At 40.8% G+C, this 26,427-nt stretch carries 22 protein-coding genes, 1 tRNA gene and 2 pseudogenes; 10 read left to right on the forward strand and 15 right to left on the reverse strand.

The window, feature by feature from the left end:
* Window positions 1-17: 17 nt before the first annotated feature.
* Window positions 18-386: a 2Fe-2S iron-sulfur cluster-binding protein gene (locus H6G28_RS17835; RefSeq protein WP_190589042.1), complete on the reverse strand. Its 369-nt coding sequence runs from the start codon at window positions 384-386 to the stop codon at window positions 18-20.
* Between the two features lie 96 nt (window positions 387-482).
* Between H6G28_RS17835 and H6G28_RS17840 the strand changes: the two genes are divergently transcribed.
* A tRNA-Ser gene (locus H6G28_RS17840) sits at window positions 483-569 on the forward strand.
* A 322-nt stretch (window positions 570-891) separates the two neighbouring features.
* Here H6G28_RS17840 and H6G28_RS17845 read toward each other — a convergent pair.
* The 6 genes from H6G28_RS17845 to H6G28_RS17870 form a co-directional block, all read right to left on the reverse strand.
* The gene (locus tag H6G28_RS17845) at window positions 892-1,527 is read right to left on the reverse strand and encodes an SMI1/KNR4 family protein (protein WP_190672806.1); all 636 of its coding nucleotides are present in this window, start codon (window positions 1,525-1,527) and stop codon (window positions 892-894) included.
* 6 nt (window positions 1,528-1,533) lie between these two features.
* Window positions 1,534-2,445 (reverse strand): ABC transporter substrate-binding protein, encoded by a 912-nt coding sequence (locus H6G28_RS17850; RefSeq protein ID WP_190589046.1) that lies wholly within the window; start codon window positions 2,443-2,445, stop codon window positions 1,534-1,536.
* A 275-nt stretch (window positions 2,446-2,720) separates the two neighbouring features.
* Window positions 2,721-3,329, reverse strand: a complete 609-nt coding sequence (locus tag H6G28_RS17855; RefSeq protein WP_190589047.1) for a molybdenum cofactor guanylyltransferase — start codon at window positions 3,327-3,329, stop codon at window positions 2,721-2,723.
* A 332-nt stretch (window positions 3,330-3,661) separates the two neighbouring features.
* Entirely contained in the window at window positions 3,662-3,886 is a 225-nt protein-coding gene (locus tag H6G28_RS17860) for a hypothetical protein (protein WP_190589049.1), read from the reverse strand.
* Between the two features lie 59 nt (window positions 3,887-3,945).
* A complete protein-coding gene (locus H6G28_RS17865; RefSeq protein WP_190672810.1) occupies window positions 3,946-6,003 on the reverse strand; it encodes a thioredoxin domain-containing protein in 2,058 nt (685 codons plus the stop codon).
* Window positions 6,004-6,186: 183 nt separating this feature from the next.
* On the reverse strand, window positions 6,187-6,342 hold the full coding sequence (locus H6G28_RS17870) for a QAALIT motif small membrane protein (protein WP_190589053.1): 156 nt from the start codon (window positions 6,340-6,342) through the stop codon (window positions 6,187-6,189).
* A 375-nt stretch (window positions 6,343-6,717) separates the two neighbouring features.
* Here H6G28_RS17870 and clpP point away from each other — a divergent pair, with 375 nt between their 5' ends.
* From clpP to H6G28_RS17885, 3 genes are all read left to right on the forward strand, one after another.
* Window positions 6,718-7,323 carry an ATP-dependent Clp endopeptidase proteolytic subunit ClpP gene (clpP, locus tag H6G28_RS17875; protein WP_190589055.1) on the forward strand — a complete coding sequence of 202 codons (606 nt, stop codon included), beginning with the start codon at window positions 6,718-6,720 and terminating at the stop codon, window positions 7,321-7,323.
* Window positions 7,324-7,399: 76 nt separating this feature from the next.
* Complete coding sequence (locus tag H6G28_RS17880) at window positions 7,400-9,622, forward strand: tetratricopeptide repeat protein (protein ID WP_190672813.1); 2,223 nt, start codon at window positions 7,400-7,402, stop codon at window positions 9,620-9,622.
* 5 nt (window positions 9,623-9,627) lie between these two features.
* Window positions 9,628-10,686, forward strand: a complete 1,059-nt coding sequence (locus tag H6G28_RS17885) for an RNA-binding domain-containing protein (RefSeq protein ID WP_190589059.1) — start codon at window positions 9,628-9,630, stop codon at window positions 10,684-10,686.
* Window positions 10,687-10,796: 110 nt separating this feature from the next.
* Here H6G28_RS17885 and H6G28_RS37950 read toward each other — a convergent pair.
* The 5 genes and pseudogenes from H6G28_RS37950 to H6G28_RS17905 all read right to left on the reverse strand — a co-directional run.
* Window positions 10,797-10,961: pseudogene (locus H6G28_RS37950) on the reverse strand (hypothetical protein); the annotation flags it as partial.
* A 21-nt stretch (window positions 10,962-10,982) separates the two neighbouring features.
* A pseudogene (locus H6G28_RS17890) lies at window positions 10,983-11,171 on the reverse strand (slr1353 family protein); the annotation flags it as partial.
* A gap of 9 nt (window positions 11,172-11,180) precedes the next feature.
* On the reverse strand, window positions 11,181-12,026 hold the full coding sequence (locus H6G28_RS17895; protein WP_190672817.1) for a uroporphyrinogen-III synthase: 846 nt from the start codon (window positions 12,024-12,026) through the stop codon (window positions 11,181-11,183).
* A gap of 131 nt (window positions 12,027-12,157) precedes the next feature.
* Entirely contained in the window at window positions 12,158-14,089 is a 1,932-nt protein-coding gene (locus H6G28_RS17900) for an MFS transporter (RefSeq protein ID WP_190672820.1), read from the reverse strand.
* A gap of 51 nt (window positions 14,090-14,140) precedes the next feature.
* A complete protein-coding gene (locus H6G28_RS17905; protein ID WP_190672823.1) occupies window positions 14,141-14,731 on the reverse strand; it encodes a Crp/Fnr family transcriptional regulator in 591 nt (196 codons plus the stop codon).
* 271 nt (window positions 14,732-15,002) lie between these two features.
* Here H6G28_RS17905 and H6G28_RS17910 point away from each other — a divergent pair, with 271 nt between their 5' ends.
* Both H6G28_RS17910 and H6G28_RS17915 read left to right on the forward strand, forming a co-directional pair.
* Window positions 15,003-16,178 (forward strand): toll/interleukin-1 receptor domain-containing protein, encoded by a 1,176-nt coding sequence (locus H6G28_RS17910; RefSeq protein WP_190672825.1) that lies wholly within the window; start codon window positions 15,003-15,005, stop codon window positions 16,176-16,178.
* A 113-nt stretch (window positions 16,179-16,291) separates the two neighbouring features.
* Window positions 16,292-16,450 carry a hypothetical protein gene (locus H6G28_RS17915; protein WP_190672828.1) on the forward strand — a complete coding sequence of 53 codons (159 nt, stop codon included), beginning with the start codon at window positions 16,292-16,294 and terminating at the stop codon, window positions 16,448-16,450.
* Window positions 16,451-16,470: 20 nt separating this feature from the next.
* Here H6G28_RS17915 and H6G28_RS17920 read toward each other — a convergent pair whose 3' ends face one another.
* Complete coding sequence (locus tag H6G28_RS17920; protein WP_190672831.1) at window positions 16,471-16,896, reverse strand: hypothetical protein; 426 nt, start codon at window positions 16,894-16,896, stop codon at window positions 16,471-16,473.
* Window positions 16,897-17,530: 634 nt separating this feature from the next.
* Window positions 17,531-18,493, reverse strand: coding sequence for a M48 family metallopeptidase (locus tag H6G28_RS17925; RefSeq protein ID WP_190589071.1), 963 nt, complete (start codon window positions 18,491-18,493; stop codon window positions 17,531-17,533).
* 125 nt (window positions 18,494-18,618) lie between these two features.
* Here H6G28_RS17925 and H6G28_RS17930 point away from each other — a divergent pair, with 125 nt between their 5' ends.
* Entirely contained in the window at window positions 18,619-20,175 is a 1,557-nt protein-coding gene (locus tag H6G28_RS17930) for a helicase C-terminal domain-containing protein (RefSeq protein WP_190672835.1), read from the forward strand.
* Between the two features lie 120 nt (window positions 20,176-20,295).
* Window positions 20,296-20,511 (forward strand): DUF2839 domain-containing protein, encoded by a 216-nt coding sequence (locus H6G28_RS17935; protein ID WP_190589074.1) that lies wholly within the window; start codon window positions 20,296-20,298, stop codon window positions 20,509-20,511.
* 146 nt (window positions 20,512-20,657) lie between these two features.
* Here H6G28_RS17935 and H6G28_RS17940 read toward each other — a convergent pair whose 3' ends face one another.
* Window positions 20,658-21,197 carry a phycobiliprotein lyase gene (locus H6G28_RS17940; protein WP_190672838.1) on the reverse strand — a complete coding sequence of 180 codons (540 nt, stop codon included), beginning with the start codon at window positions 21,195-21,197 and terminating at the stop codon, window positions 20,658-20,660.
* Between the two features lie 536 nt (window positions 21,198-21,733).
* On the opposite strand from H6G28_RS17940, the gene H6G28_RS17945 reads away from it, so the two are divergent.
* Together H6G28_RS17945 and H6G28_RS17950 are read left to right on the forward strand one after the other, a co-directional pair.
* On the forward strand, window positions 21,734-23,164 hold the full coding sequence (locus H6G28_RS17945) for an efflux RND transporter periplasmic adaptor subunit (RefSeq protein WP_190672841.1): 1,431 nt from the start codon (window positions 21,734-21,736) through the stop codon (window positions 23,162-23,164).
* A 27-nt stretch (window positions 23,165-23,191) separates the two neighbouring features.
* A complete protein-coding gene (locus tag H6G28_RS17950) occupies window positions 23,192-26,425 on the forward strand; it encodes an efflux RND transporter permease subunit (RefSeq protein WP_190672844.1) in 3,234 nt (1,077 codons plus the stop codon).
* Window positions 26,426-26,427: the final 2 nt, after the last annotated feature.

Consider the following 26,427-nt stretch of genomic DNA (forward strand, 5'->3'; position numbering starts at 1 on the left):
TCCCCCTTGTCCCAGTATTAATCTTCGTCTAACGGTAAACCCGCTTTTACTCTACCTTTAGCAAAGTAACGCCCAAATTGGAGTTCATAGACTTCATCTTCGTCTTGTGTTTCTACATCCAAGTCGGAACGGGCGTAACTCACACACAGCAAGGCGTAACCTTGTCGGCGTAACTCTAAGGACAAGCCAACCGCCTCTGGTTGATCAATTTCTCCCGACAAAACCCTAACAGCGCAAGCTGTACAAGCCCCATTACGGCAAGAAAAAGGCAATTCCACGCCTTGTTGTTCGGCAGAGTGTAGGATGTAGCGGTCATCTGGAACTTGAAGAGTGTGTTCTTTACCAGTGGCGCGATCGCGGATTTTAATTTTGTATGTACGGGACATCGTGATTTTGAATTTGGCTTTTCTCTACTCTAAAATGTCTTGCTAGATATTTGCATTTTCTATAAGTTTATATTACAATAAAAAATTGTGACACCTGGAGAGGTGGCCGAGTGGTTGAAGGCGCAGCACTGGAAATGCTGTTTGGGGGCAACTTCAACGAGGGTTCGAATCCCTCCCTCTCCGTTTTTACAAAGCCTTTAGGGCATTAGAGAAAAGCTTGAAGAAACTTCTTCAAGCTTTTTTCTGTTATTTTGTTTACGTATTCTCAATTAACCAGTACAGTACGTAGGATGCGTTACGACTTGGTGAAATTCTTTCAAATATAGGACTTACGCATAAAAACGAAAAATCAAGGGTTTTGGCGAGGGTGTAGGGGTTCAGGTGTATAAGGGAGCCACTGGCGTGGGCGGGTTTCCCGACTTGAGCCAAGTGGCGTGTGTACTGATTCAAAATCCTTACACCCAATCTCTACAGATAATCTTTGTGCGTAAGTCCTGAAATAGTTTCAGTACTTGCTTTTGACAATCGCTTTTAAAGCATCTGATAGATGTGTGTTATTAAGTGAAAAAATTTCGATGCCATCATCATCCAATTCAGTGGTTACTTGAAGATTCTCTGCCAATTTTGTATCTAGCAGCTGCAACAATTCTGCCAAATTAGGAGCCAAAACACATTTTTCATCTTCATCTCTGCCAAAGTTGATAATTTGCCCAATACATCCATTAACATCAGGCGCTAAATCAATACCGATGTGATTTCCTCCTCCATCGTGCATCAGAGGTATCCATTTTTCATGTGCATAGACGCTTTGGATAACGCCTTCTGGATAAGATGTGCAGAAATCATTTAAACTTTCTAAACCATCTTCAATGATTTCCTTCCAACTTAACCAATTTCGCTCCACTTCAGACAGCGAGAGAAATTGTAACCCATAAAAAATGCCCCGTCCTTCTCTAGACTCTCCATTATTGAGTCGATATAAAGTTTGCATCTCTGCGGGAATTTCATAACCAAGTACCGTTTGCAAATGTAAAATTTCATCTTCACTTGCTGGTGGGTTGAGATACTTGTAATATTTAGGAAACCTATTGTGAATCTTTTCTCGATAGCTTAACCAGGATGCACTAACAAGATTATTCATTTTAGATTAATTTGCTGCAAATAACTCTTTTTTAAGCTGCTGAGAGGTTTTCTCAATTGCATTGATGCTACCTGGATTTACTAATCCATAATAGTCAAAAATATAAACTCGATTATTTTGTGTGGCTTTGAGTTTTTGCCAAAAAGGTTCTTTACTAAATGATTCCAAAATCTCCTTATTTGAGGTTGCTTGCGGAGGGTTGATGACAATTATTGTGTCTGGATTAACTTCTAAAACTTTTTCTGCTGATAAAGTGACATAACCACCAAACGGACTTTTACCTTGTAATTCGGCGGCGACATTCTTGAGTTGAAATTTTTCTAGCAAGTTTCCCGCCCAACTGCTTTTATTTGGGGTGAGAATTGGTTGATTACTCACTAACACTAAAGTAGAAATATTTTGCTCTTGTTTTTCTGGTAAAAAACTTTTGTAGCGAGTTAACAAAGGTTCGGGGTTTGCACCAATTAAATCACCCAGTTTTTGAGTCAGACTTTCTAAAGAATCCCATGTTTTAAGTTGAGTCAATACAGTCGGAATTTTTAATTCTTGTAATCTTTGAATTACTTGGGTAGAAAAACCTTCGATACCAATGACTAAATCTGGTTTGAGAGCCACAATTTTTTCTAAATTAGGAGGAGTTTGACCTTCACTCACACGAGGAATATCCTTCAAACCAAGTTCGTTTTTAAATAATGAATTTCCCGCGATACCTACTAGTTTAGTTTTATCGAGTTGATAAATAATATCTGTGGCTAGGGATGAAAGACTAACTACTCTTTTGGCTGTTGGTTGATTATTAGGGGTTGCTGTAATAGCAGATGTTTGTGGTTGTGGCTGTTGAGTTGTAGCAGTGCTACAAGCCATTAAAAATATACTGATGAGAATTGCTAATGCCGATAATATTAAACGATGATACATATAAGAATAAACCTATGGTAACTATGAAATTTACTGACAAAAATGGCGAGTGTAGACATAGTAAAAATTCCCCCAAGAATTTATAGCTATGCTACCTCGCCATTAAGTATACAAGGTTTATTGAGAAAAGCTTTAAATACTATACATTAGTATGTTGTCAAACTATTGTTAATTAAATAACATTTGTTTGTTTTTGTAAAAAATTTATAGTAAAACTTTTTACTTGTGAGAAATATTTATAAATAATGGTTTAATAGCTGGCTGAAATGTTGTTTTTACTGCATCAATGCCCAATCTTCAGGAGTATTACAGTTAAGTAACATCTTGGTATCAGGCACAGCTAAAACTTGTACCGAATATTGCTGAAGCCACTGCTGAAACGATCGCCCGCCTTGGTTGATAAAATCTAGTAGTTGCGGTAAACATCGCCGGCGATAAAAACCACACAGAGGTTCCCAGCCTTTAGGATGATGCGCCAAAGCGGCGATCGCATCTTCCCCCACATTATCAAGTTGCGCCACCCATCCTTGCAATACCTCAACCTGCAACTTTGGTAAATCGCAAGCAAGTAACAACACCCAATCAGTTTGTACCTGTGTAAGTCCTTGAGCAAACCCCACCAACGGCCCGTGATTTAAAGGTGCTTCTAAAATAAAATTACCACGAGGTAAATGTAAGTGTTGATAACGTTCCAGCCAAGGAGTGACAATATAAACAGTCTCAGCACAAGCCGCCGCAATCTGACAAGCTCGCTGTAATAAAGGTACACCATCAACAGTCAGCAAAGCCTTATCCTGTCCCATCCGCGAACTTTTACCGCCAGCCAATACAATGGCTGATAAAAGTGCTGAGTGCTGAGTGCTGAGTGCTGAGTTATTTGTCATTGGTCATTAGTCGTTAGTCATTAGTCATTTGTTCTTTTATGTTCTTTTCTTCACCTTTACCCTGATGTCGTCACTAGCCCTGAGATATTCTTATTTATCAAGTTTCATCTTTATAAATATAGGACTTACGCAAACTCTACTATTTCTTGGCGTTCTTGGCGGCTTGGCGGTACCCTGCGGGAAGCCGCTTCGCGTCTACGATAAATTAAGCTTGTGGGCAATTGCGTAAGTTCTGAAATAATCTAGAATTTTGGCATCGATACGTTCTTTAATATTATTGGGTAGTTTATTTAGTTGTTTTATCGCACCCTTGGTTAATTCAACTTGATACATTAAGCCGTTTCTTTGTTATATCCTTGATATTCATACCAAGAAACAGTACCATTAATGCGTCTATCTTCTCTAGCTTCCTTAATAGCTTGTAAATCTTCCTCATTTTCTATATCATCGATTCTTTGTAAATACGTGAGTATTTCATCTAATACACTGTCATAAGCTTGATTTAACAACACATTGATAGATTCAATTATTGCTTTTCTTTCTTGTTCAGTTTTCATTGCTATTTTGCTTGATTTATTAGATAGACTTGATCAGTTTTCTGCTTCCTAAAAAGGAATCATCCTCTCGTTTGACTTTGCTGCACTTGCTGTAACATTTGCTCAACACTGGTAGCTGGTGCAAGACACTTTAAACCTTGGCAAACTAAAGCGATACTTCCTTCTGGGAGGTTAGATACTACCGAAAACGCGGCTACTGGCAAATATTGAGGAATGAGAGATTGGATTTGCTCAATGGTACTGCGAATTAGGGTAGAGTTACGATACCAATCTAAAGCGGTGAATAAGCTGGGGCAAGCTTGAGGATGACTAGCCATGATGCTTCGGAAGGCTTTTAAACCTTGCTCTGATAAATCGAGATAATGCAGATTATCAGTGAGTAGAGATAACCTGACAAGATTTGCGATCGCCACTCCGTTAGCAGAAGGTGTAGCATTATCCGCATAGCTGCGTTCGCGGATAATTAATTCCTGACTAGCATCGCTAGATGTGTTAAAATATCCTCCTAGTTCTACACTCCAGAGAAATTCGTCGAATTCTTCTTGGATAGCGATCGCTTTTTCCAACCATTGTTGATCATGTGGGCTACAAGCTTGTAAGTCTAATAACGCTTTAATAAAAAAGGCGTAGTCTTCAGACTGCGCTAAAAATGTCGCTTCACCTTGATAATTGAGTCGGTGGAAACGTCCATTGACAAACTGATTTTCCCAAATAAAATTAGCGGCTTGTGCGGCTAATTCCAAATACAAAGGTGATTGAAAGACCCCACCTGCTCTAGCTAACCCAGAAATCATCAAACTATTCCAAGCCACAATCATTTTTGTATCCGTCACCGAGGGAATACGCCCCGGCCAATTATGGGTTTTGGCTTCTTGATTATTCCGGGCTGGGGGAAAAGTCTTTAATGATTCTGCTTTATCACCATAACGCGCTGTAAACAATTTCCCTAATGCCGTTTCTATTTCTGGACTCAATTCCCCAGGGTTACGCCTTTGCAATACATTCAACCCTTCAAAGTTGCCTTGAGGACTAACTGTAAACTCTTGTTGTAATAGGTTTAATTCTTCTGGTGTTAATAACTGTGCGAGTTCGCTGTAACTCCACACATAAAAAGCCCCTTCTTCTGGCTCGACTGCATCAGAATTAATGAAACTATCTGCATCTTGAGCCGCGTAAAAATACCCTTCTGGGGCAATCATTTCGCGTTGCAGCCATTGTACAGTTCCCGCCACAGCCCTAGCAAAAGATGGTTCTTGAGTACCCGCACTCCATAAATTTGCTAGATACTCGACAATTTGCCCATTGTCATAAAGCATCTTTTCAAAGTGAGGCACTGTCCAGGTGGGATCAACTGTATAGCGATGAAAGCCACCACCCACATGATCATAAATCCCACCCAGGGCTAAATCTAGTCCGCGCTGAGTACAAATTTTCTGACCATCATAGCGAGATGGCAAATTAAACCGATTTCCCCGCAGTGCTAACTCGGCATAAGGCATCATCGGGAAACTGTTACCGTATTGATTAGCAGTAATGATCCCCGTGCTAGTTTCCCAACCTTTGCCCAGTAATTCATTTTCTGCAACTAGTTGGGGATCATCATTTTGCAAGACCGCAGAGGTGAGGAGCGAGTCTAAAATTACTGCTTTGCGTTGGCGTAAATCTTCTTTTTCGTTGTCGTAGTAATGGCGGAGAGCTTGCAGCACCTGTAAAAAACCAGGACGACCATAGCGGGGATCAACCGGAAAATAAGTCCCAGCGTAAAAAGGAACCAAATCTTCCGGAGAAAGAAAGGCATTTAACGGCCAACCACCTTGACCAGTCATCATCTGTAACGCCTGCATATAAATGCTATCGATGTCTGGGCGTTCTTCTCTATCTACCTTGATAGGCAGAAAATTGGCATTCATGTAATCTGCGATCGCAGCATCAGAAAAAGCCTCACCTTCCATCACAGTACACCAGTGGCAACTAGAGTAACCAATGGAAAGAAAGATAGGTTTATTTTCTGCCTTAGCAGTGGCGAGAGCTTCATCACACCAAGGCCACCAATCAATCGGATTTTCGGCGTGTTTACGCAGGTAGAGACTCTTGGCTTGGGCAAGGCGATTAGTCATGATCTTGTTGTGTGAGGATAGATGCCTTATTTGCCCAGTCTACATTCTGAACGTGGGAGTAGAACTACTCCTTACATAAAAAAACAAAACTTACACCACAGGTTTTCAATAGTCAGGTTAGTAAAGCTTGTGAGAAGAGTTGAACAGCTAATCAAACAAACATTTTTTCCTTTGCCTTGTTAATTAGGGCAAAGAGCGCCACAGAAAGCTGATGATAGTTGTTGACATCTCTGGTGCGGGTGGTTTAACCTGGGCTTGAATTTTGGTATTGTAATTAATTCCTGCTATCAGATGGAGCAAGAAAGTAATGATGGCGGCTTGCACAAGTTTTTCGAGCATGGCAGGTCTCCCTCAGTTGATAGCACTGCAAGTAAAATCTTTTTTCTAAATACACCCCGTACTCATAAATTTCGTAATTTGCCGGGATTTTTTGGAAAATTGCCTTAATTTTTGGTAAATAAATCTTGACAAAATCCAAATTTATAGATAAAGGTATGACAGTTTCATTGTCAGAGCGATCGCAGTTGTGGTTTGTCATTGCTCCTCTCTGGCACGAACCGACTCAAATTCCTAGACGCTTTCCCCTATAAAAAGTGCCTGAGTTATGATTTACATCTGTCAGATAGAAGAGAAAATTAGCTCTCTTGCAGGTGATGACAGCCATTCGCCGTTCTCATCGATAAAATAGATGTAAATTAGCTACAGGAACGCTGCATGATTCCTATCGTTATTGAACAATCGGGTCGGGGCGAACGCGCCTTTGATATCTACTCACGACTGTTGCGTGAGCGAATCATCTTCTTGGGACAACAGATTGACAGCAACTTAGCTAACTTAATAGTTGCCCAAATGCTGTTCTTGGATGCAGAAGACCCAGAAAAAGACATTTATATGTACATTAATTCCCCCGGCGGTTCGGTAACTGCTGGTATGGGTATTTTTGACACTATGAAGCATATCCGCCCCGATGTCTGTACCATTTGTACCGGATTAGCGGCGAGTATGGGAGCTTTTCTCCTGAGTGCGGGTGCTAAAGGTAAGCGGATGAGTCTACCCCATTCCCGCATTATGATTCACCAACCTTTAGGCGGCGCACAAGGCCAAGCCACCGACATTGAAATTCAAGCGCGGGAAATTTTGTATCACAAAAAGCGACTCAACGACTTTCTTGCTGAACACACAGGTCAGCCAATTGAGCGCATTGCAGAAGATACCGAACGCGACTTTTTCATGTCACCCGATGAAGCCAGAGAATACGGTTTGATTGACCAAGTAATTGACCGTCACGCTGCGGGTAGTCGTCCGATGACTGTGGTGTAGTTATTTGTAATTGACTATTAAAGCTCCCATCAACACCTGAAAATTTTTACTTTTAAACCAGTATATTGCAGGGGTTATGGGAGCTTTAAAGTATTACTGCTACCTGAGACAAGATATTATGGATAGCGATCGCATCTACCAGTTAATAAATCAAGCAGAAGAACTTGTACAGACGGGGGAGTACAAGTTGGGAATTAGTGTTTTCCAGCAAGCTTTACAAATTGATCCACGTAATGTTGAAGCACTCAGACAATACGCTAAATCTTTGACGCATATACAAGAATTTGAACAGGCTTTTCAAGTTTTCGAGCAAGCCCTAGAAATAGATCCAAATAATGTAGATACATTGAGAAATTACGGTACTACTTTGGGAAAATCAGGTAGAGAGAATGAAGCTTTAAGTATTTTTGAAAAGGCTTTAGAAATCAAACCGAGAGATATTAAAGTTTTGTTTTCGTATAGCACAACATTAAAGAAATTAGGGAAAAATGAGCAGTTGATTTGCGTATTTGAAAAATTAATAGAACTTGATCCTCAAAATTCTCAATTATTAACTAAGTATGCAAATACCTTAGTTAATAATGGTCAGCATGATAAAGCTTTTCATGTTTTTGAGAGATCACTTAAAATTGAACCTAGTAATCCAAGAATACTCAATAGTTATGCCAACGTCTTGTTTTCTAATGGTCGATATGAGAAGGCTTTGCAAATTTTTGAGAGATCACTAGAAATTGAGCCTCATAACCCAATAACTTTAAGCAGATATGCAAACACTTTTGCTGCAATTGGTGAGTATGAGCAGGCTTTTATTTTTTTTGATAAATCACTACAAATTGAAGCGAATAATCTAATAACATTGAGCAAGTATGCAGTTGCTTTGACTGCAATTGGTAAGTATGAGAAAGCTGTTCAATTGTTTGAGCAATGTTTACAGATTAAGTCCCAAAATTCTGATGCGCTAAATGCGCTAAACAGTTATATTTATCTTCAATACGCTCTCGCATTAGAAGGAATAGGTAAATACAAAGACGCAATAGAGCAATTGGAAGCCATCAAAATAGAGACTCAAACTCAATATCAATCTAATGTAATTAAACTCTACTTAGGTAGACTACACTATCGCATTAAACAACCAGATAAAGGTAACGAATATTTCGAGGCGGCAATTGCTAATTCTGATGACAAAGATAAAACTTTACTTTACAGTGCCAGAAGCATCCTTGCCAGCGATCCCCATAGTGAAACAGCTATTAAACTGTTACAGCAAATTGCCGAAGAATCGCCCCGCTATGCTCAAGCATTTGAGATGCTAACTCTCAATTTGAGTGAGGAAGACTACTTTGATATGGTTAAGACTGATACCCAAACTGGGTTAATTGACACAGAGATGCTTAATAGAGCAATGTATCATAAGATTGCCAATGAGATTGGTATACTTAAGGGAATTGCTTATCGGATTTTGCGCCACTCTGAACTACAAGATCCTCTGTTAAGCTGCATTATTCAAGATATTGAAGATGTATTTGAAGAGGTCAATAGACGACGGGCAGCGCAAAAGTCTGAAATTGAAACTATCTCTCACGATGACTATGGAAAAATTCTAGCCGTGATTTCTAAAACAGCCCATGATATATCAGATTTTGTCAATAATCAGCTTGCTGTAATTGAGTCTAAAACTCGTCGGGCAATACGGAAGTTACAACCAAAAGATGTTCACTATACCCAGCTTGAGAAATTGCTGGCGCAACTAGAACTGACTCAGACAGCCCTTAGTGATTTAAAAGCGATTAACGAAGGAATTACCATTAAGAATCATCGCTTTAAAGTGAAAAAGCTGTTTGAAAAGTGGGAAACTACTCCTCGGATTGACCAAGCTCAAATTATGCTAGAGATCCAAAATGGTGATTCTGAATTTTATGGCGATGAAGAAAAAATTAAAAGTGCGCTGAATGAATTAGTAGAGAACTCCCTCAAACACAACTCCGAGCAGCAAAATTTAATAATTCGCATATCTTCTCAGGATGTTATTAATCCACTGGTATGGGGCAGAACAATTCCTGGTGAGCAGAAATATTTGTTTATCGAATTTGCTGATAATGGTAAAGGGATTCCTGAAGATAAAAAAGATTGGATTTTTCAACCACTAAAAACCACTTCTCACGAAGGAAAAGGTAGTGGTTTAGGGTTGTTTATTATCCGTAAAACATTAACTAAGATGAATGGGTATATCCGGGAAACTGGATACAACGGATCTATATTTGAAATTTATATTCCCTATACAAAAGGAGAGTTACATTAGACAAGATGCAAACGGAAAATGTTCATTTATTGGTGGTGGAAGATAACCCTCGTTATTTGAGCGAGTTGCTGGAGTGGTTAGGAGACTATGGTTATCAGCACATAGAAACTGCAACAAGTTCTACCCAAGCACAGGAAAAATTACAAACTCCCTTCGATGTAATAATTTCTGATATGCGGATGGAACAAGATGACAGTGGCTTTGTAATTTTGAATGAAGTGAAGGAAAGAAACCTTTCTTCTGTAGTAATAATTCTGACAGCTAACGATACAGTCGGTGATTGCCGTACAGCATTTAAATCAGGAGTATGGGACTACATTTCCAAAAATATGCGCGGCAATGTTTATGATGTTCTGCATGAATCAATTCAAGATGCGATCGCTTACTTTAACCTTTGGGGTAATGCTCAAAATGAGCAATGGATTACCGAAAATCTAGAAACTTTAGAACAAAATTATTTTGGTCAATATATTGCTGTGATCAACAAAACAGTCATTGATGCAGCAGATACAGAAGAAGCTTTAAAGCAACGTATTGAAGAACGACAACTACGCCGCTTTTTAACCACAATTCGCAAAATTGGCGATTTACGTCCCATCTCTGAGTTGATCCAACTGCCAGAAAGCGATCGCCTAGAATACAAAAGTACCTTTCAGTGGGATGTTAAGCGTAATTGTGAGAACAAAGATTTAAGATTTAGCAGCCTCAAGACAATTGTGGCTTTTCTCAACTCTGAAGGTGGCACTCTGATTATTGGAGTTGAAGATAATGGTAATGTTTTCGGACTTGAACAAGATTTGTCTTTACTGTCAAATGGAAATCTTGACAAATTAGAGCGAACAATTATTGATACAATTTGTAACCATATTGGAAAAAGTTTTATTCAGCAAATCAAAATTAGGTTTGAAAATATTGATGATAAATGTGTTTGTGCAATTGATGTTAAAAAATCTCATAAAAAAGCTTGGTTACAGAAGACTAAAGAAAAGAAACTAGAATTTTATATCCGAATGTCAAACAAGTCTGAACCTCTAGATATTCCAGATATATATGATCACCTCTAAGGGCAAGTATATCTGTATATTTATACTAAACCAGGAGGTATTGCCTTCATATAATGATTTTAGTAAATAAATTTAGGTATTTAAATTTCACCCTACAAATTCTATTTGGATTAATCTAGAGGTGTGGCTAGAGATTCCAAATATTTGAGAAAATCTAGTAGTTCTTCTTCAGTTAATAAATGGCGCGATCGCTTACCATAAGTTTTCATCAGATAATCTCTGCCCCACTCTACACTGACATCTAATCGCTGCATTTCTTGATCAGTTTTAGCTATAACTTGAACAAAAAAATCTTCTCCTGATGATGGCGTAGGTTGAGCTTCCAAGTATCTCAGAAAATCCAGTAATTCTGATTCGGTTAATAAAGTCCGCCCTCTCTTGCCATAAGTTTTAATAAGATATTCTCTTCCTTGTTCTGGTGTCCAGCCTAAACGGTGCAATTCAATATCAGTTTTGGCTAATACTTCTGCTAAATTCACTGGTTTCATAAATGCCTATCTACGGTTAATTTTATCCAAATTCTCTTGACTATTAACTATAGCTGCTATTAATCCTTCAAGGGAATAAGGATTTGCTTCAACATCAACTCTGTTTAAAATACTGCGGCAAGCATTTGAAGTCACTGGGCCAATGGAAGCAATGCAAATATTTTCTAAAACAGATTCGGTATGAATAGATTTAATTAATTGATAGAAACATCCCACTGTTTTCGGACTAGCAAATGTGACTACATCAATTTTATCTGCTTGAAAAGCCTTGGCAATTAATGGTGGTATTTCAGTTGTACAATTTGATTGATAAGTCGGAACAGCTTGGACTTCTGCGCCTAATAAAGTCAGTTCCTCAACAATATTTTCTCGCCCACCTGCTTCTAATTGGGGATAAAGAATTTTAGTATCTTTGAGGTTATCTCTGTTAGGAAAAGACGCAATCAGAGAATCTGAAACAAATTCTGGGGGTGAAAAATCTGCGGTTAAGTTATATGCTTGCAACCGTGCTGCTGTTTTTTGCCCGACTACAGCTATTTTGATTTTGGTGAGTGTGCTGGTATTAAAACCCAAGTTAGTTAATCGCTCTAGAAAGTAATCTACGCCATTAGTTGAGGTAAAAATCAACCAATCAAATTGATTAAGGCTTGCGATCGCATCATCTAGTTTGGCATAACTTGTAGGCGGAGCAATACACAAGCAAGACATCGATAATGCAGTTGCACCCATTTGTTCGAGAAGCGCGACAAACTGATCAGACTGTTCAGCCGCGCGGGTGACAACAACTGTCACGCTACTCAAAGGTAGTTTTGCAGTTTGGTTTTGCTTGGATGAATGTTGATAGTCAGCCATAAATTACAAACTAAAACCTACACTAACCTCTTAAACTTGAGATTATTTAATGCTACCAAAGACAAGGTATGATGAGTAGCGTTAATAACTCAAGCAGAAAAGTTTGTATAGGCAGGTAAGTTATCCGATATCTAAATTCCAGGGCGGAGAATTTTCTCGGCGACTTGGGGAAACCAACGTTGGAGGAAAAACAGCAGTTTGGTTTTACCGATTCGCATTTCATAGCGATCGCACCTAAAATTATGCCAGAATTCATCCGCCAATGCTGCTGGAGAAATTTTACCTTTACCCCTACCGTGAGTCATTGGTGTATCAACTAAAGGCGCGATAATTTCAAATACTTTAATTGATGTGGTTTCCAGTTGCCAGCGCAGGGCTTTAGTGGCAATATGTAATCCGGCTTTACTACCGCAATAAACAGGCGCAGTTTGTTTCGGTACTAATCCCAAACCAGAAGAAACATTCACAATAGCCGCGTTTGGCTTAGTTAACAAATGGGGTAACATCAGTTTAATTAATTGCAATGGTGCAATTAAATTGGTGCGTAATTCTTCTTCAATTAAATCAGGGTCAATCTCTGGATTGATAAATTCATAGTTGTATTGAATCCCGGCATTGTTAATCAATATGTTGACATTGGGGTAGCGATTAACCAGATGTTGTAAAGCATTAAAATCTTGTAAATCAGCAACTTCAGTTATAATTTCCGGCAAGATTTTCTTGACTTCAGCGAGTTTCTTAGCATCACGTCCAGTAATAATCACTGTATTGTTAGCTTGAAGAAATTTTCTAGCCAATGCCAAGCCAATTCCTGATGAACCTCCAGTAATTAACACTGTATTGTTTTGAGTTGAAATAGAGGATTTCTGCACTGATAATTTAACAGCAATTGCCGCCACGAGAATTTGAGCAGCACTAAACCAATAGGGTGTAGCTGGGCTAATGTTTTGATATAACCAACCTGCTAACAAGGGGGCAATCATTCTCGCTAATGCTTGCACTGTTTGAATGTTGCTGTTGATGCGTCCTTGAATTTTTTCACCAACAGTTTTGGACATCAAGCCAATTAAAGAAGTTTCGGCTAGGGGCTGTCCAATGCCAACCAATACAATACTTGTATAGAGAACTATAACCGAGCCTGTGATGGCGAATATACCAGATAAACTAAAAGCTAATCCGGTAATTAATGCCCCAGAAAATGCCATACGAACTTCGCCCCATCGAGGCAATAACCAGGGAATAATTATTACTTGATCAATAACACTAATTACACCAAATAAGGCAAATAACGGGGCAATTTGTGGGGCTGGCCAGTTAAATTGCTCATTTGCTAAAGCAGGTAAATTAGAAATGAGGGCAAACATCGCCATATTCACCATCAAAAAGCTCAACATCAGCCAGCGCAGTTGGGGTAGTACCAAACAGGCTTGCAATTGAGTGAAGGGATTTAATTGAGCAAAATCAGGTTGAGGGGAACGCTGGTTTGATGGTAAAGTTTCCGGCATGGCATAATATCCCCACACCAATGCAACCACAAAAGCGATCGCCACAACATACACAGGTAAAGTTGGATAAATAGCCGACAATACACCACTCATAACCGGGCCGATAATTAGCCCCAAAGCCATCATCCCACTCACCCAGGAAAAAGCACGAGTCCGTTGTTGAGGTGTGGTAGTATCGGCGATCGCTGCAAATGTCATACTAGCTGTACCATCGGTTAGCCCCACAATCAGCCAGCCTGCAAATAGTACAGCTAATGCGCCCCCACTGCCAAAGATAAAATATCCCAAACTAGCCCCTAAAAGGCTAATCAGCATCATCCATCGCCGCCCATAGGCATCGCTAAGATAACCAATTCCTGGCAGTGTCAAAAATTGGGCAAGTGAAAATGTAGCATATAGTAGCCCAACTTCCCACGCTGTACCGCCGTAAAGCCCCACCAATGTCGGCATAATTGGATTTAGGACTCCGAAACCCAAAAATGCCAGAAAGCCTGTGTAGAGGATAAAAGGATGTAGTTTTTTCTTCACCATTGCCCGGTTTGAGCGATCGCATTTCATAACATCTTTTTCAGATGTAATCTCAAATCATGGTGAAGTCATTAACCTATGTTAATTCGGCTGGAGAATTTTCCGAATCCGACTGAGGGACACAGGCGAAATACCCAGATAAGAGGCAATGTGATATTGCTTAACTCTGTGTTCTAAATTAGGATACTCTTGCAAAAACTTTTGATATCTGGTTGTGGCATCATCTAAAAGTAATTCTGCCTCTCGCCTCTCTTTTTTAATAAATAATGCCTCAACCAATTTATGATTAACAGCTTTCCAACATGGGTGTGCTGCACATAATTGGACATACTGACTATAATCAGCAACTAATAATAATGAATCTTCTAAAGCGGTGATAAAAAATTGAGCAGGTTGTTTTAAAATCAGCGCACTATAGGCAGTCAAAAAATGATTTTCTGGACAAAATGATTTAGTAAATTCAGTCCCCGCCCCATTCACATAATAAAGACGAAATATCCCCGCCACCACAAATCCAATTTTGCTAGGAACTTCCCCCGCACGGATGAAAAACTCTCCAGTTTTGCAACTGACTGGTTGAAAGATTTGGGTTAATTTTGCCAGTTCATCCTCTGGAATCTCAACCAGAGTGCGTAAAACATAACTCAGTTGCAGATAGGGCTGAGAAAGCATGACTAATGCTGGAAGTTGTGAGAGATAATCACTCTAGCAGATGCAGGCGCAGATATAAGTAACTCGGTGGAAATAAACAAATTCTATGCAGCTTCATAAAAAATTGGTATTAGACACCACAAAACTTTTACCCCTGTCACCTGTCACCTATTACCTGTCCCCTGCTATATGAGACAATCAAACCACAAAATATTTATGCAAAAATTCTAGTGTATGCAATGGCTCTAGGAGAAATTGCTGGGTGTAAAAATTGTGGTGGGAGTTGTTGAGAATGTCCAAGCAATTTCATGTTTTTCTGGCTCATCACAGCGCAGATAAGCCACTGGTGCGGGAAATTGCCACTAAACTCAAACAGCGTGGGTTCAAACCCTGGGTTGACGAAGAACAAATTCCCCCAGGACGCTCTTTTCAGCAGGCAATTCAACAGGCAATTGACACGGTAGAAACTGCCGCCATCATTCTTGGTAAAGATGGTGTCGGACGTTGGCAAGAGTGGGAAATTGAGACATTCTTTTCTAGGTGTGTGGAAAACAAGATGATTGTCATTCCTGTTTTGCTTCCCGGTGTTGATGAAGTGCCGGAAAAGCTGCCATTTTTACGCAACCTGAGATGGATCAATTTTGATAGTCTAGATGACATAAATGCTCTGGGATTACTGATTTGGGGAATTACAGGCGAGAAACCCGAAGAAGAACTGAAGGAAAGTTCGCCATCTGAAACTAGTACTGAGAAAATTCAACCAAGTTCTTTCGATGCCGATACTTACTTTAACCAAGGGTTAGCCAAGTACAACTTAAGAGACAAGCAAGGGGCAATCTCTGACTTCAATCAAGCCATTCAAATCAAACCTGACTTTGCTCTTGCTTACATCGGTCGCGGGGTAGCCAAGTCAGACTTAGGAGACAAGCAAGGGGCGATATCTGACTACAATCAAGCCATTCATATCAAATCTGACTTTGCTGCTGCCTACTACCTTCGGGGGATAGCCAAGTCAGACCTAGGAGACAATCAAGGGGCGATATCCGACTACAATCAAGCCATTCAAATCCAACCCGACGATGCTGATGCCTACAACAATCGCGGGTTAGCCAAGTCTGAATTAGGAGACAAGCAAGGGGCGATATCCGACTACAATCAAGCCATTCAAATCAAACTTGACTTTGCTCAAGCCTACATCAATCGAGGGGTGGCCAAGTATCTTTTAGGAGACAAGCAAGGAGCAATTGCTGACTTCACTCAAGCCATTCAAATCCAACCTGACTTTGCTAATGCCTACATCGGTCGCGGGATAGCCAAGTCTAGCTTAGGAGACAAGCAAGGAGCAATTGCTGACTTCAATCAAGCAGCACAACTTTACTCGCAGCAGAACAAGATGAGTGATTATCAAGATGCTCTTGATCGAGTGAAAAAACTGGAAAAATCATTTTGGGAAAGGTTGTTTTCATGAAAAGAGATTTATTTTGAACTTATAGGCGTAGGTTGGGTGGAATGAAATGGAACCCAACATTTAAATAACTCAATATTGTGGGGTTTCCCTATGGCTCCACCCAACCTACTGGCGTGTCAAGGCTAAAATGTTGCAGTTTTCTTCATAGCATTTGTTGGGTTACGCTGTCTGTCGCTTCACCCAACCTACGGACTAGCATTACCAATTGGTTAAACTACTCAGACAAAAAGCGATCGCCTGCACAACACCGAGAGCGATCGCTTTTGATTTAAATAGCAATTAACACAATCTCTTACTTTTCCATTGCTAAGGAATACCGGGATAAAATTGCCTTCATTTTCAAGTTAGTCAACTGAATCACAGCTTTAATCATACTTTGCTGATCAGGCAGTAAATCTAAACTCTCTAGAGCTTGATACAAAGTATTACCAGCTTGCAATTTTTCTTTCAACTTTTCGCGTTGCGATAAATTTAAGATAGTATTAATTTCCTTATTGCGGCGTTGACGTAAAGCTTGCAATTGTTGACGTTCTTGGGGTGTAAAATCTGCTTCCGAATATGCAATCAAGTTGCTTTTCCTTGGGGAAGATTGGGCGATAACTACGCCAGAGTTAGCATGAGTTTGTAGAGGTGTAGCTAACGCCATCCCAGGTATCAAGATGACAAGGACAAGAATATTAGCTAACAAAGACAGCCATTTGGGAAAGTTAATTACCATTGTGCGAAACACATAAACGAAATTTCATACTCTGCCTGTTTTAGATGATGGAATTGGAACTTAGATACCAGCATCGTCTGGAAAAATTTTAGATTCTACTTCTTTGTAAATCTAAAATTACCAATCTCAAATCCAAAACTGTTGGAACATTCACAACCAGATGGTAGCTTAGATGATTTTGCTACCTCTGTCTAGAAGGCGCACAGTAAGATACAGAACATACAGCAGATTCGATGTTTATGAGGTACAGCAACTGATTGCAAAAAGTAATGAGTAATGAATAATGAGTAATGAGTCAACAACTTACTTATTACTCATGGTGTACCTCAATTACTTCAAAAGTGCTGTAAGTATTTACTGAATATCTATCTCTGCCAAGCATCCCTTAAAACTATTATCGGAGATTAGGGAAACTGAAAAGATAAATCACGCTACAGAAAATAATTTCTCAAATTTACATTGAAAAATCAGATACACAATTGTTCAAAAAAGTCGAGTATCTGAACCAGGATAATGTTGACAAATCAAACAAACTTAACATAAGAGATTTTTATGTATTTTATGCAACTAAGCTATTGACAATCAAGCAAAATAAACCATTGTTTGGTGAGCATAATTATGCCCACCGTATAAACTACTGAGACCTTTTCATTCTGTTAATTTCTTGTTGTAATTCTTCAATTTGTCGGCGTAAGTTTTCGGCTTCGCTTGCGGAAGTTTCTGAGGCAACATTTACAGCGCCTTCCGAGGGCGATCGCTGATAATTACCTCGGCGGATTTGCTGATATTCTTCTGATACTGCCCACTCCCGTAAGTAATGTATCCGTTCTACAGCAAAGGGATGGCTTAACATCATGCCCTGAGCGCCATTGTAATTCAAGAATTTATAAATTTGATTCAGTCCATCTTCATCCAATGCTTGATAATTTTCTGACTGCCGGATAAACTCTTGTAAACTACATTCATGGGCATATTTGTTACTACCGCCAGATATCTTCATCATCGAAGACATAACTGGATTTAAGTCATCAAGCACTAACAATGCCGCCCGATCTGCTGTTAATTCCGCTTTTCGCCGCCACTCAAAAAAAGCATAGATTAAAGCTTGGGTAACGAAATTACCAATACCAAAGGTCAATTCACCCAGGGCAGAAGCAGCACTCATCGCCCACATCGCCATTTGAATTAAAATAGTATGACCACATTTAATATGTCCCAGTTCATGGGCTAATACTGCCCTAATTTCGACTTCTTCCAGCAAGTCTAGTATGCCTGTATTTATGACAATGAAAGGATTTTCTTGCCCTAAAGCATAGCTATTTGCTTGAGGATCTTGTGAGACAAACAGTGTCGGTTCTGGGTAAACGTCCAAATCCCGCACACATTCCCGAAATATCTGGTAAATAGTGGAATATTGCCTAGGCCCTACTTGGATGGTGTTACCCATTAGATAGACTAACTGCGGGCGTTCATAGACAAATTCCATGAATTTACGGGCAACTAACTCAAATCCCGGTAAATTTCGTAAAGCTTGTTCAGCTTGGCGATCAAGTGGATGCCGGAAAGCATCGCTGGAAATTCCTGTGTACGTTGGCATAATTTAATTCAGTGAACAGTTATCAGTGAACAGTGAACAGTCTAAGTTATCAGTCTAAATAACTGATAAATGAATCAGAGAAATGGGGCTAATGGAAAAATCACTTTGTATGGGATTAAAAGCGTGTGATTGAGGCAGAAGTTCATTTATCACTACATAACTTCCTGCGATCGCAGGCGGGGTTCCCTTCCTGGCCTCATCATTTGACGATGGCAAGGTTGGTAGCCCGCGCCTTGCGTCTAGGACGTAGTGCTTTAATTCAAGTCGGGGCGGCTTGTGGTTATCAAGGAAGATATCGCACCAGCTTTGTCGCATCAGCATTAATGTGGCACGGCCCTGTTATTATTGTTGCGCCAGAAACAGTGCAGCAGCGTCTGTTGCAAGTAGAAATTCCCCGCTTACAACAGTGGTTACAAGTGCAGAAGCCCATCCGCACAGGTAATACTTGGCCGAATTCTGAGTTTCAAGGGCTACTCCTAACGACTCCAGAAGCTTGGTTAAAAGGGCAATTAACTTCTTCTGATGCTTTTTTGCCAGGTGTTCCCACAATTATTGATGGTGTTGATGATTTAGAAGATTGGGTACGTCATCAACTCATTCAAGATGTGCAACCCCAAGACTGGGAAGAATTGATGTTAGCTTGTCCGCAGCAAAGGGAAGCTATTCTTTCTGCAAGAACACAACTCACCAAAGAAGTATTTCAACACCCAGCCAACCCTTATGAGTATTATCTGATTTCCCAGCCAGAAGCAGAAATTCTGCATAATTTGTTTGCAGAATTAGAATTAGCAACTATTCCTGATGTTTGGCAAAATTTCTGGCAGCAATTTCAATACATCCATGAAAATACGCCACTAAATCAGCCACCCCATCTTTTTTGGACGACTATCGCCCGTCGCCAAGGTTTATTTTCTTTGCATTACACGCCGATAGAATTAGCTGAAATACTGTCGCCGATTTGGCAAAGACAGCCAGTGGTGTTAATTGGTAGTGCTTTAGAACCAGAAACCGAAGCGCCTGTATTTCGCCAGCGTTTGGGTTTGGATGATGTTACTTGTCTCAAGTTCTCCTCCGATAGTCAAGCCCAAGCCATTCAACTGTATGTCCCCCATCAGTTACCTTTACCGAATACACCAGAATTTCAACCAGCCTTTATTCACAAAGTCCGTACCTTGTTGTGTTTAAGTGCAACAGCACCAGGGTTGACTGTTGTGTTGGTGGGAGATGTCCCCCTCAAGGCGCAAGTCGGCGCAATTTTAGCTTCAGAGTTTGGTTCGCGGGTGCAGGTAGAAAAAACCTGTTTAGATGAAAATGGTATTTTAATTAGTGGTTGGGAATATTGGCGAGAACATCAACAAGTTTTACCAGCGCCACATTTGTTAATTATTGCGACTTTACCGCTACCATCTCTAGAAAATCCCCTGGTGGCTGGGAGGGTAGCTTATTACAAGCGATCGCACCAAGACTGGTTTCGCGTATACTTACTCCCGGCAGCATTGAATGAACTACAACGCGCGATCGCTCCAGTACGCGAGAATCAAGGTGTAGTAGCATTGCTCGACAGTCGAGTGATTAACCGTAGCTATGGTTCTCAAATCCTCGCAGCACTTAGCCCTCTAGCACGCATCAACTATCTTGACCCTAGTTTATTTTCTAACCCAGATGAAGAAGATTCAGCTTAAATGACAAGTAACTATTTACATTTTGTCAACGGATAGCGATCGCATCTGAGCAAACGCTATTATCAGCTTATTCGCAGATTTTCAATAACACACACTAATTGAAATTTTGAATTACTGATTATGGGTGAAGCAAAACGTCGCAAAGAAACACTTGGAGAACAATACGGTCAAGATGAGCGTATATTGTCTTGGGTTCCCATCACCAAAAAACAATCCGAATTATTTGTGGCTTGGACGACTCGCGGAGCCTGGATTGGTATTGGTACAATGGTTGCTGCTTGGGTAACTATCCGTTTTATCGGCCCCGCCTTCGGTTGGTGGCAAGTTCTAGATTAATCCAGTTCAGAGAGTAGATATAGCAATCTTATTTGATTTGTGAAAATCGAGAGGCTCAGATACCCGACTTCTTTAAGAAGTCGGGTATCTTTTGGTTCACGAATGATTTATGACTGCGATATCTACTCTGTATTATCCCCTGGGAATTAATCAATTCGCTTTTCTAAATATTGACCAATCATTAACTGTTCACCAGAGCGAGAGATGATTGTTTGTCTGGTGCGATATTTATTCCCAATTAACTTTAATTCTTCCTCAAACACTGAGCCATTGTACTCAGTTCGCAAGCACAGAGTTTCAGAATTAGGAAAATGATACTCTGCGGTGATGGGTTTAGATGTGGCAAAACCGCGATCGCGGTACAAAATATTTCCTAATACACCAAATAATGTCGAACCTTGAGATTCTTGTCTACCCTTTAGTTTATCTGTACTATTCCAAATTACTTCTGCACCACAAATCAAACTAACCATATCAGGTAACTCATGCAGTTGTGCCAGCTTTTGTAATTCAGCGCATCCTTGGTCTAAAAACCGAATGGTAATCATACTCACCATTTCTTTGGTTTCACCTTCTGGCAGAGTATAGTAGCGTCTTTCTGATCGCCACTGACCGGCTGATTTTTGGAAAAATTCTGTAATTTCGGCTTCGTTAGCGGTTTGAGTCAGTCTTAGCGGTGATGTCACTCGTTATTGTCCTCGTCTATCCTAAAAAATAGCGTTTGTTCATATACTACATGGTGACAAAAGACAATTACAGTTTAGATTTTTTAATCTATCTCATAAATACTCAGACGTGCCGATTGCTTTTTTAGCAGCTTTGTTAGTATATATTAGGTATACTTAGTAAAACTAAATATAGTTATTTCACCATTGCTAATGCCAAAATTCTGGCAAGAACTAGCACAAAATTTGATTTGTCAAAATCTTCATATCTAAGGCTTATGGTCAAGATATGAGGAAAACATAGCTTTATCTGAATTCTATTGCAGATAAAACCGTTATACATCTGCACAAGCAGGGAGGATATTTTTGTGAAACTTTTATTTAGTAAAAGTAGTAAAAATTGACACAAAAAGATATGTCTCAACATTAATTTATTATCAATGCTTCTATCTAGAGACATATATTCAGAATGGCTTGAGTATAAAAGGCTGCTATTTTCGGAAAAACTTTATATATAAGCAAAATCAATCATTTGCCACCCACAACCGCAAAAATCGATGAAACAGCAAACCTACATAGCTCAAATCCCAGTGATGAATAGCCAGTTAGATTTAACCGCCAATATTTACGCAGAAAACCCAATCAACAAACGGATGTTTCCTGACAGTAAAACCAAGAAATTCATATCATTGTTTGCTTGTTTATTCACCACAGGATTACTTTCAGCTAGTTGTGCATCCCTACCGAAAGAAGCAGCCGAAGCACAGTCACAACAACGTCGAGGCGGACAACAAGGTGGTGCGACACCTGTAGATGTAGCGATCGCCCGGACAGATACACTGGAAAAACAGCCAGAATATACAGGTACAACCATTCCCTTTCGGATAGTATCGCTGCGATCGCAAGTAGAAGCTAGGTTATTATCCTTAAATGTAGATGTTGGCGATCGGATTAGCAAGGGGCAGAACATCGGCCAGTTAGATGATGCCTTGCTGTTAACAGATTTAAAACAAGCCGAAGCCGAACTCGCCGCCCAAAAATCAGATGTAGCCAGAGCCGAAACCCAGGTAAGCAACGCCCGTGCAGAAGTGGAAAGACTGCGGTTACAAATGGTGCAGGCACAAGCCGACTCCGAAAGACAACAAAAATTATACAGAGAAGGTGCGATCGCCGAGCAAACTGCCGAACAAGCAGGTACTCAAGCCCAAACCGCCGCCCAAGCTTTACGAGCTGCTACTGAGCAAGTCCGCACAGAACAACAAGCCGTCGCCGCAGCCCAAGGCAGAGTCTTGGCACAACAAGCAGTGGTGGCTCAAGCCAAAGAACGCCGTTCTTACTCCCGACTAGTTTCCCCCATCAGTGGCGTAGTCACAAGCAAAGTTACAGAACCGGGCAACCTGTTGCAAGCAGGCGGTGAAGTGATCCAAATTGGTGACTTTAGCCGCGTCAAAGTCGTCGTCCAAGTTTCCGAATTAGAACTCGCAAAAATTAGACCAGGGCAATCAGTACAAGTACGGTTAGATGCCTTTCCCCAACGAAGCTTAACAGGTAGAGTCATCCGCATATCTCCCACCGCCGATGCCACAGCAAGGCTCATCCCCGTAGAAGTAGAAGTTCCCAACAGTAACGGCAATATTGGTAGCGGACTGTTAGCCAGAGTTAACTTTGAAAACCAAACCCAACCGCGAGTTGTCGTTTCGCAAACCGCCATTCAAAAACCAGCCACAGACAAACAACCTGCTGAAAACCAAACAGATGGCACTATATTTGTCCTGACAAACACCCCAGGACAACCAAAAGTAACAGCGCGTACCGTCACCTTGGGGAAAAAAGCTGATGGCAAAGTAGAAATTTTATCAGGTTTAAAACCAGGAGAACGCTACGTAGTTCGCAGTGGTAGACCTTTAAAACCAGGAAACCCTGTCCGTCTTTCAATTCTCTCCGAAACAGACGAATCAAATTCTACACAACCCAGAACTAGAAATTAAGAATTTAGATTTGGAGTGCAATCATTCATGCAGCAAGTCCAGAAAAGTGGCGGGTTTAGTATCAGCGCCATCTCAATACGTCAACACATTGGTACGCTCATGCTTACCTTGGCAGTAATTATTATGGGTGTCTTTTTTATCGTTAAGCTGCCCGTAGATTTACTACCATCAATTACCTATCCCCGGATTGGGGTGCGGATACAAGCACCAGGAATTTCCCCAGAAGTGGCAATTGATGAAGTCACCAAGCCTTTAGAAGAAGCTTTTTCTGCAACTGAAGGTGTATTGCAAGTATTTTCCCAAACCCGTGAAGGGCAAATCAGTTTAGATTTATACTTTCAACCGGGAGGCAATATTGACCAAGCCTTAAACGATGCGACAGCAGCCTTTAACCGCGCCAGAGGGACTTTACCAGATACCTTAGAATCACCACGCATATTCAAAGTAGATCCTTCCCAGTTACCTGTTTATGAAATGGCACTAACTTCACCTGCTTTACAAGGTGTAGATTTACGTGTTTTTGCCGAAGAAGAACTCGCCCGTGAACTGGGTGTTGTTCCTGGGGTAGCTGGGGTAGATGTTTCGGGAGGAGTCCCAGAAGAAGTCAGAGTCAACATTGATTTAGACCGCCTACAAGCCTTGGGTGTAGGTTTAACGGATGTTTTAGATGAATTAAGAGACCGTAACCAAGATATTTCCGGCGGTCGTATTTTAGGGCAGAATTCTGAACCATTAACTCGGACTGTCGGGAGGTTTCGCAGCGCAGAAGAATTGCGAAATTTATCCTTTGAAGTATCTGCGGCTAACACGAGTAATACTCAATCAACAGTTCCGACTCGCCGTGTTTATCTGCGAGACTTTGCCGAAGTCATAGACGGCTCAGAATTGCAAAGGGTTTTCGTTTCTTTGAATGGTGAACCAGCCGTCAGAATTAGTGTTCAAAAACAACCAGATGCTAATACCATCAACGTGGTTGATAATGTGAAAAAACGCCTAGAAGAACTGCGCCAGTCTGGCGTGATTCCTGAAGGAACAGTAATTACCGCAACTTTGGACGAATCAAAGTTTATTCGTAATTCTATTTCTAATGTTACAAGTTCGGGGTTAATTGGGACAGGGCTGGCAGCGATCGCAGTTCTCCTGTTTTTAGGTTCTCTACGGCAAACCTTTATCATTGTCCTGGCTATCCCTCTAGCCACCCTCGCCGCAATTATCTTGATGGGGTTGTTTGGCTTATCCATCAACGTTTTTAGTTTGGGTGGTTTAGCCTTGGGTGTGGGTATTGTGGTGGATAACTCCATCGTGATGTTAGAGAATATTGCCGAAGGTGCAGGTATGACACCAGGCAAAAGTAACCGAAGCAAATTAAACCAGCAACAATTAATTAATCAATCAGAACAAAGTAGCCGCGAAGTCGAATCAGCCTTAATCGCTTCTACTAGTACCAACTTAGTCGCAGTATTGCCATTTCTGCTCATTGGTGGATTTATCGCCCTGCTATTTAATGAATTAATTTTGACAATTAGCTTTTCCGTCGCAGCTTCGATTTTAATTGCCGTTACCGTTGTGCCGATGATGGCATCTCGAATGCTGGGATGGAAATTTTCGAGCCGTTTGAGTGAATTTTGGCTGCTCAAAGAATTTAATCGCCGCTTTGATGCTGCCACCAGAGGATATGGCGGCTTTTTAAGTATGATATTACGCTGGCGGATAGTTACAGTTGCGATCGCCCTCCTCTTATTCGGTGGCGGTAGTTTGTGGATGGCTCCCCAAATTCCCCAAGAAATCCTCCCCAGAATTAATACCGGACAAGCTAACTTAAACGCTCAGTTTCCTCCGGGTACACCCTTGGAAACTAACATCAAAGTTATGAATGCGGTAGATGAACTTCTTCGTAACCAACCAGAAACAGAATATATCTTTTCCACATCTGGCGGAGCCTTATTTGGCAACACCACCAACGCCAACCCTTTACGCGGTACTAGCAACATTACCCTCAAACCTGGTACAAATGTCGAAGCTTATGTGGAACGAGTCACCCAAGAACTGGACAAACTAAACTTAGCCGGAATTCGCCTGCGCCTTTCACCCGGACAAGTGCGGGGTTTGATTCTCAATAACTCCCCTGTGCGTGGTGCAGACGTTGACGTAATTTTGCAAGGAAACGACCCAGACACCTTACAACAAGCTGGTCGTCAAGTCTTAGCCGCCTTAGAAGAACAAGCCACCCTCGCCAGATTTCGTCCCGATGCCGATGAACGCCAGCCAGAAATTCAAATTCTGCCAGACTGGGAGCGCGTTTCTGCCTTGGGTTTAACCACTACAGATATTGGCGATACAATTCAAACTGCCCTAGAAGGTAGCGTTCCCACCCAATTACAACGCGGCAACCGCTTAGTTGATGTCCGCGTCAAGTTAAATGAAACAGATGTGCAAGCCCCATCTCAATTAGAAAGATTACCGTTATTTGTTGATAATAATCACCAAGTCCGCTTAAGTGATGTTGCCAAAATTGTGGAAGGGCAAGCACCCGGAGAAATTCAGCGTATCAACCAGCGTCAAGTTGTTATCTTTGCTGGTAATTTAACCGAAGGTGCGAGTTTAAGCCAAGCCATAGAACAGGTGAGAAACGTAATTAATAATCTTGATTTACCAGAAGGTGTAAGTGTCTTACCTAGCGCCGCCGCCGAATCAAATCAACAACTCCAAAGTTCACTGCAACTATTAGGTGGATTAGCAACATTTCTAGTATTTGTAGTTATGGCAGTGCAGTACAATTCCCTCATCGACCCTTTGGTAATTATGTTTACCATTCCGTTAGCATTAGCTGGGGGAATTTTCGGTCTGTATATCACTCAAACTGCTATTGGTGCCACAGTGATAGTTGGTGCTGTGTTACTGGTCGGTATTGTAGTGAACAATGCCATCATCATGGTTGAGTTAGCTAACCAACTTCGAGAAAAAGACAACATCGACCGCAAAACAGCAATTTTACAAGCTGCACCTCAACGTTTACGTCCTGTACTCATGACCACCATTACCACCGTGTTAGGGATGTTTCCCTTAGCATTGGGAATTGGTGAAGGCGCAGAATTTTTACAACCCTTGGGCGTAGTTGTGTTTTCTGGCTTATCCTTAGCGACTGTATTAACGCTGTTTATTATTCCGTGTTTTTACACGCTGCTGCACGATATCTTAGATTTCGGATGGCTCAAGACAATACTCATCAAGTTTGATAAGTTGAAGAACAGGTATTATTAATT

The sequence above is a fragment of the Nostoc sp. FACHB-190 genome (assembly GCF_014696905.1).
In the GTDB taxonomy this organism is placed as follows: Bacteria; Cyanobacteriota; Cyanobacteriia; order Cyanobacteriales; family Nostocaceae; genus Nostoc_B.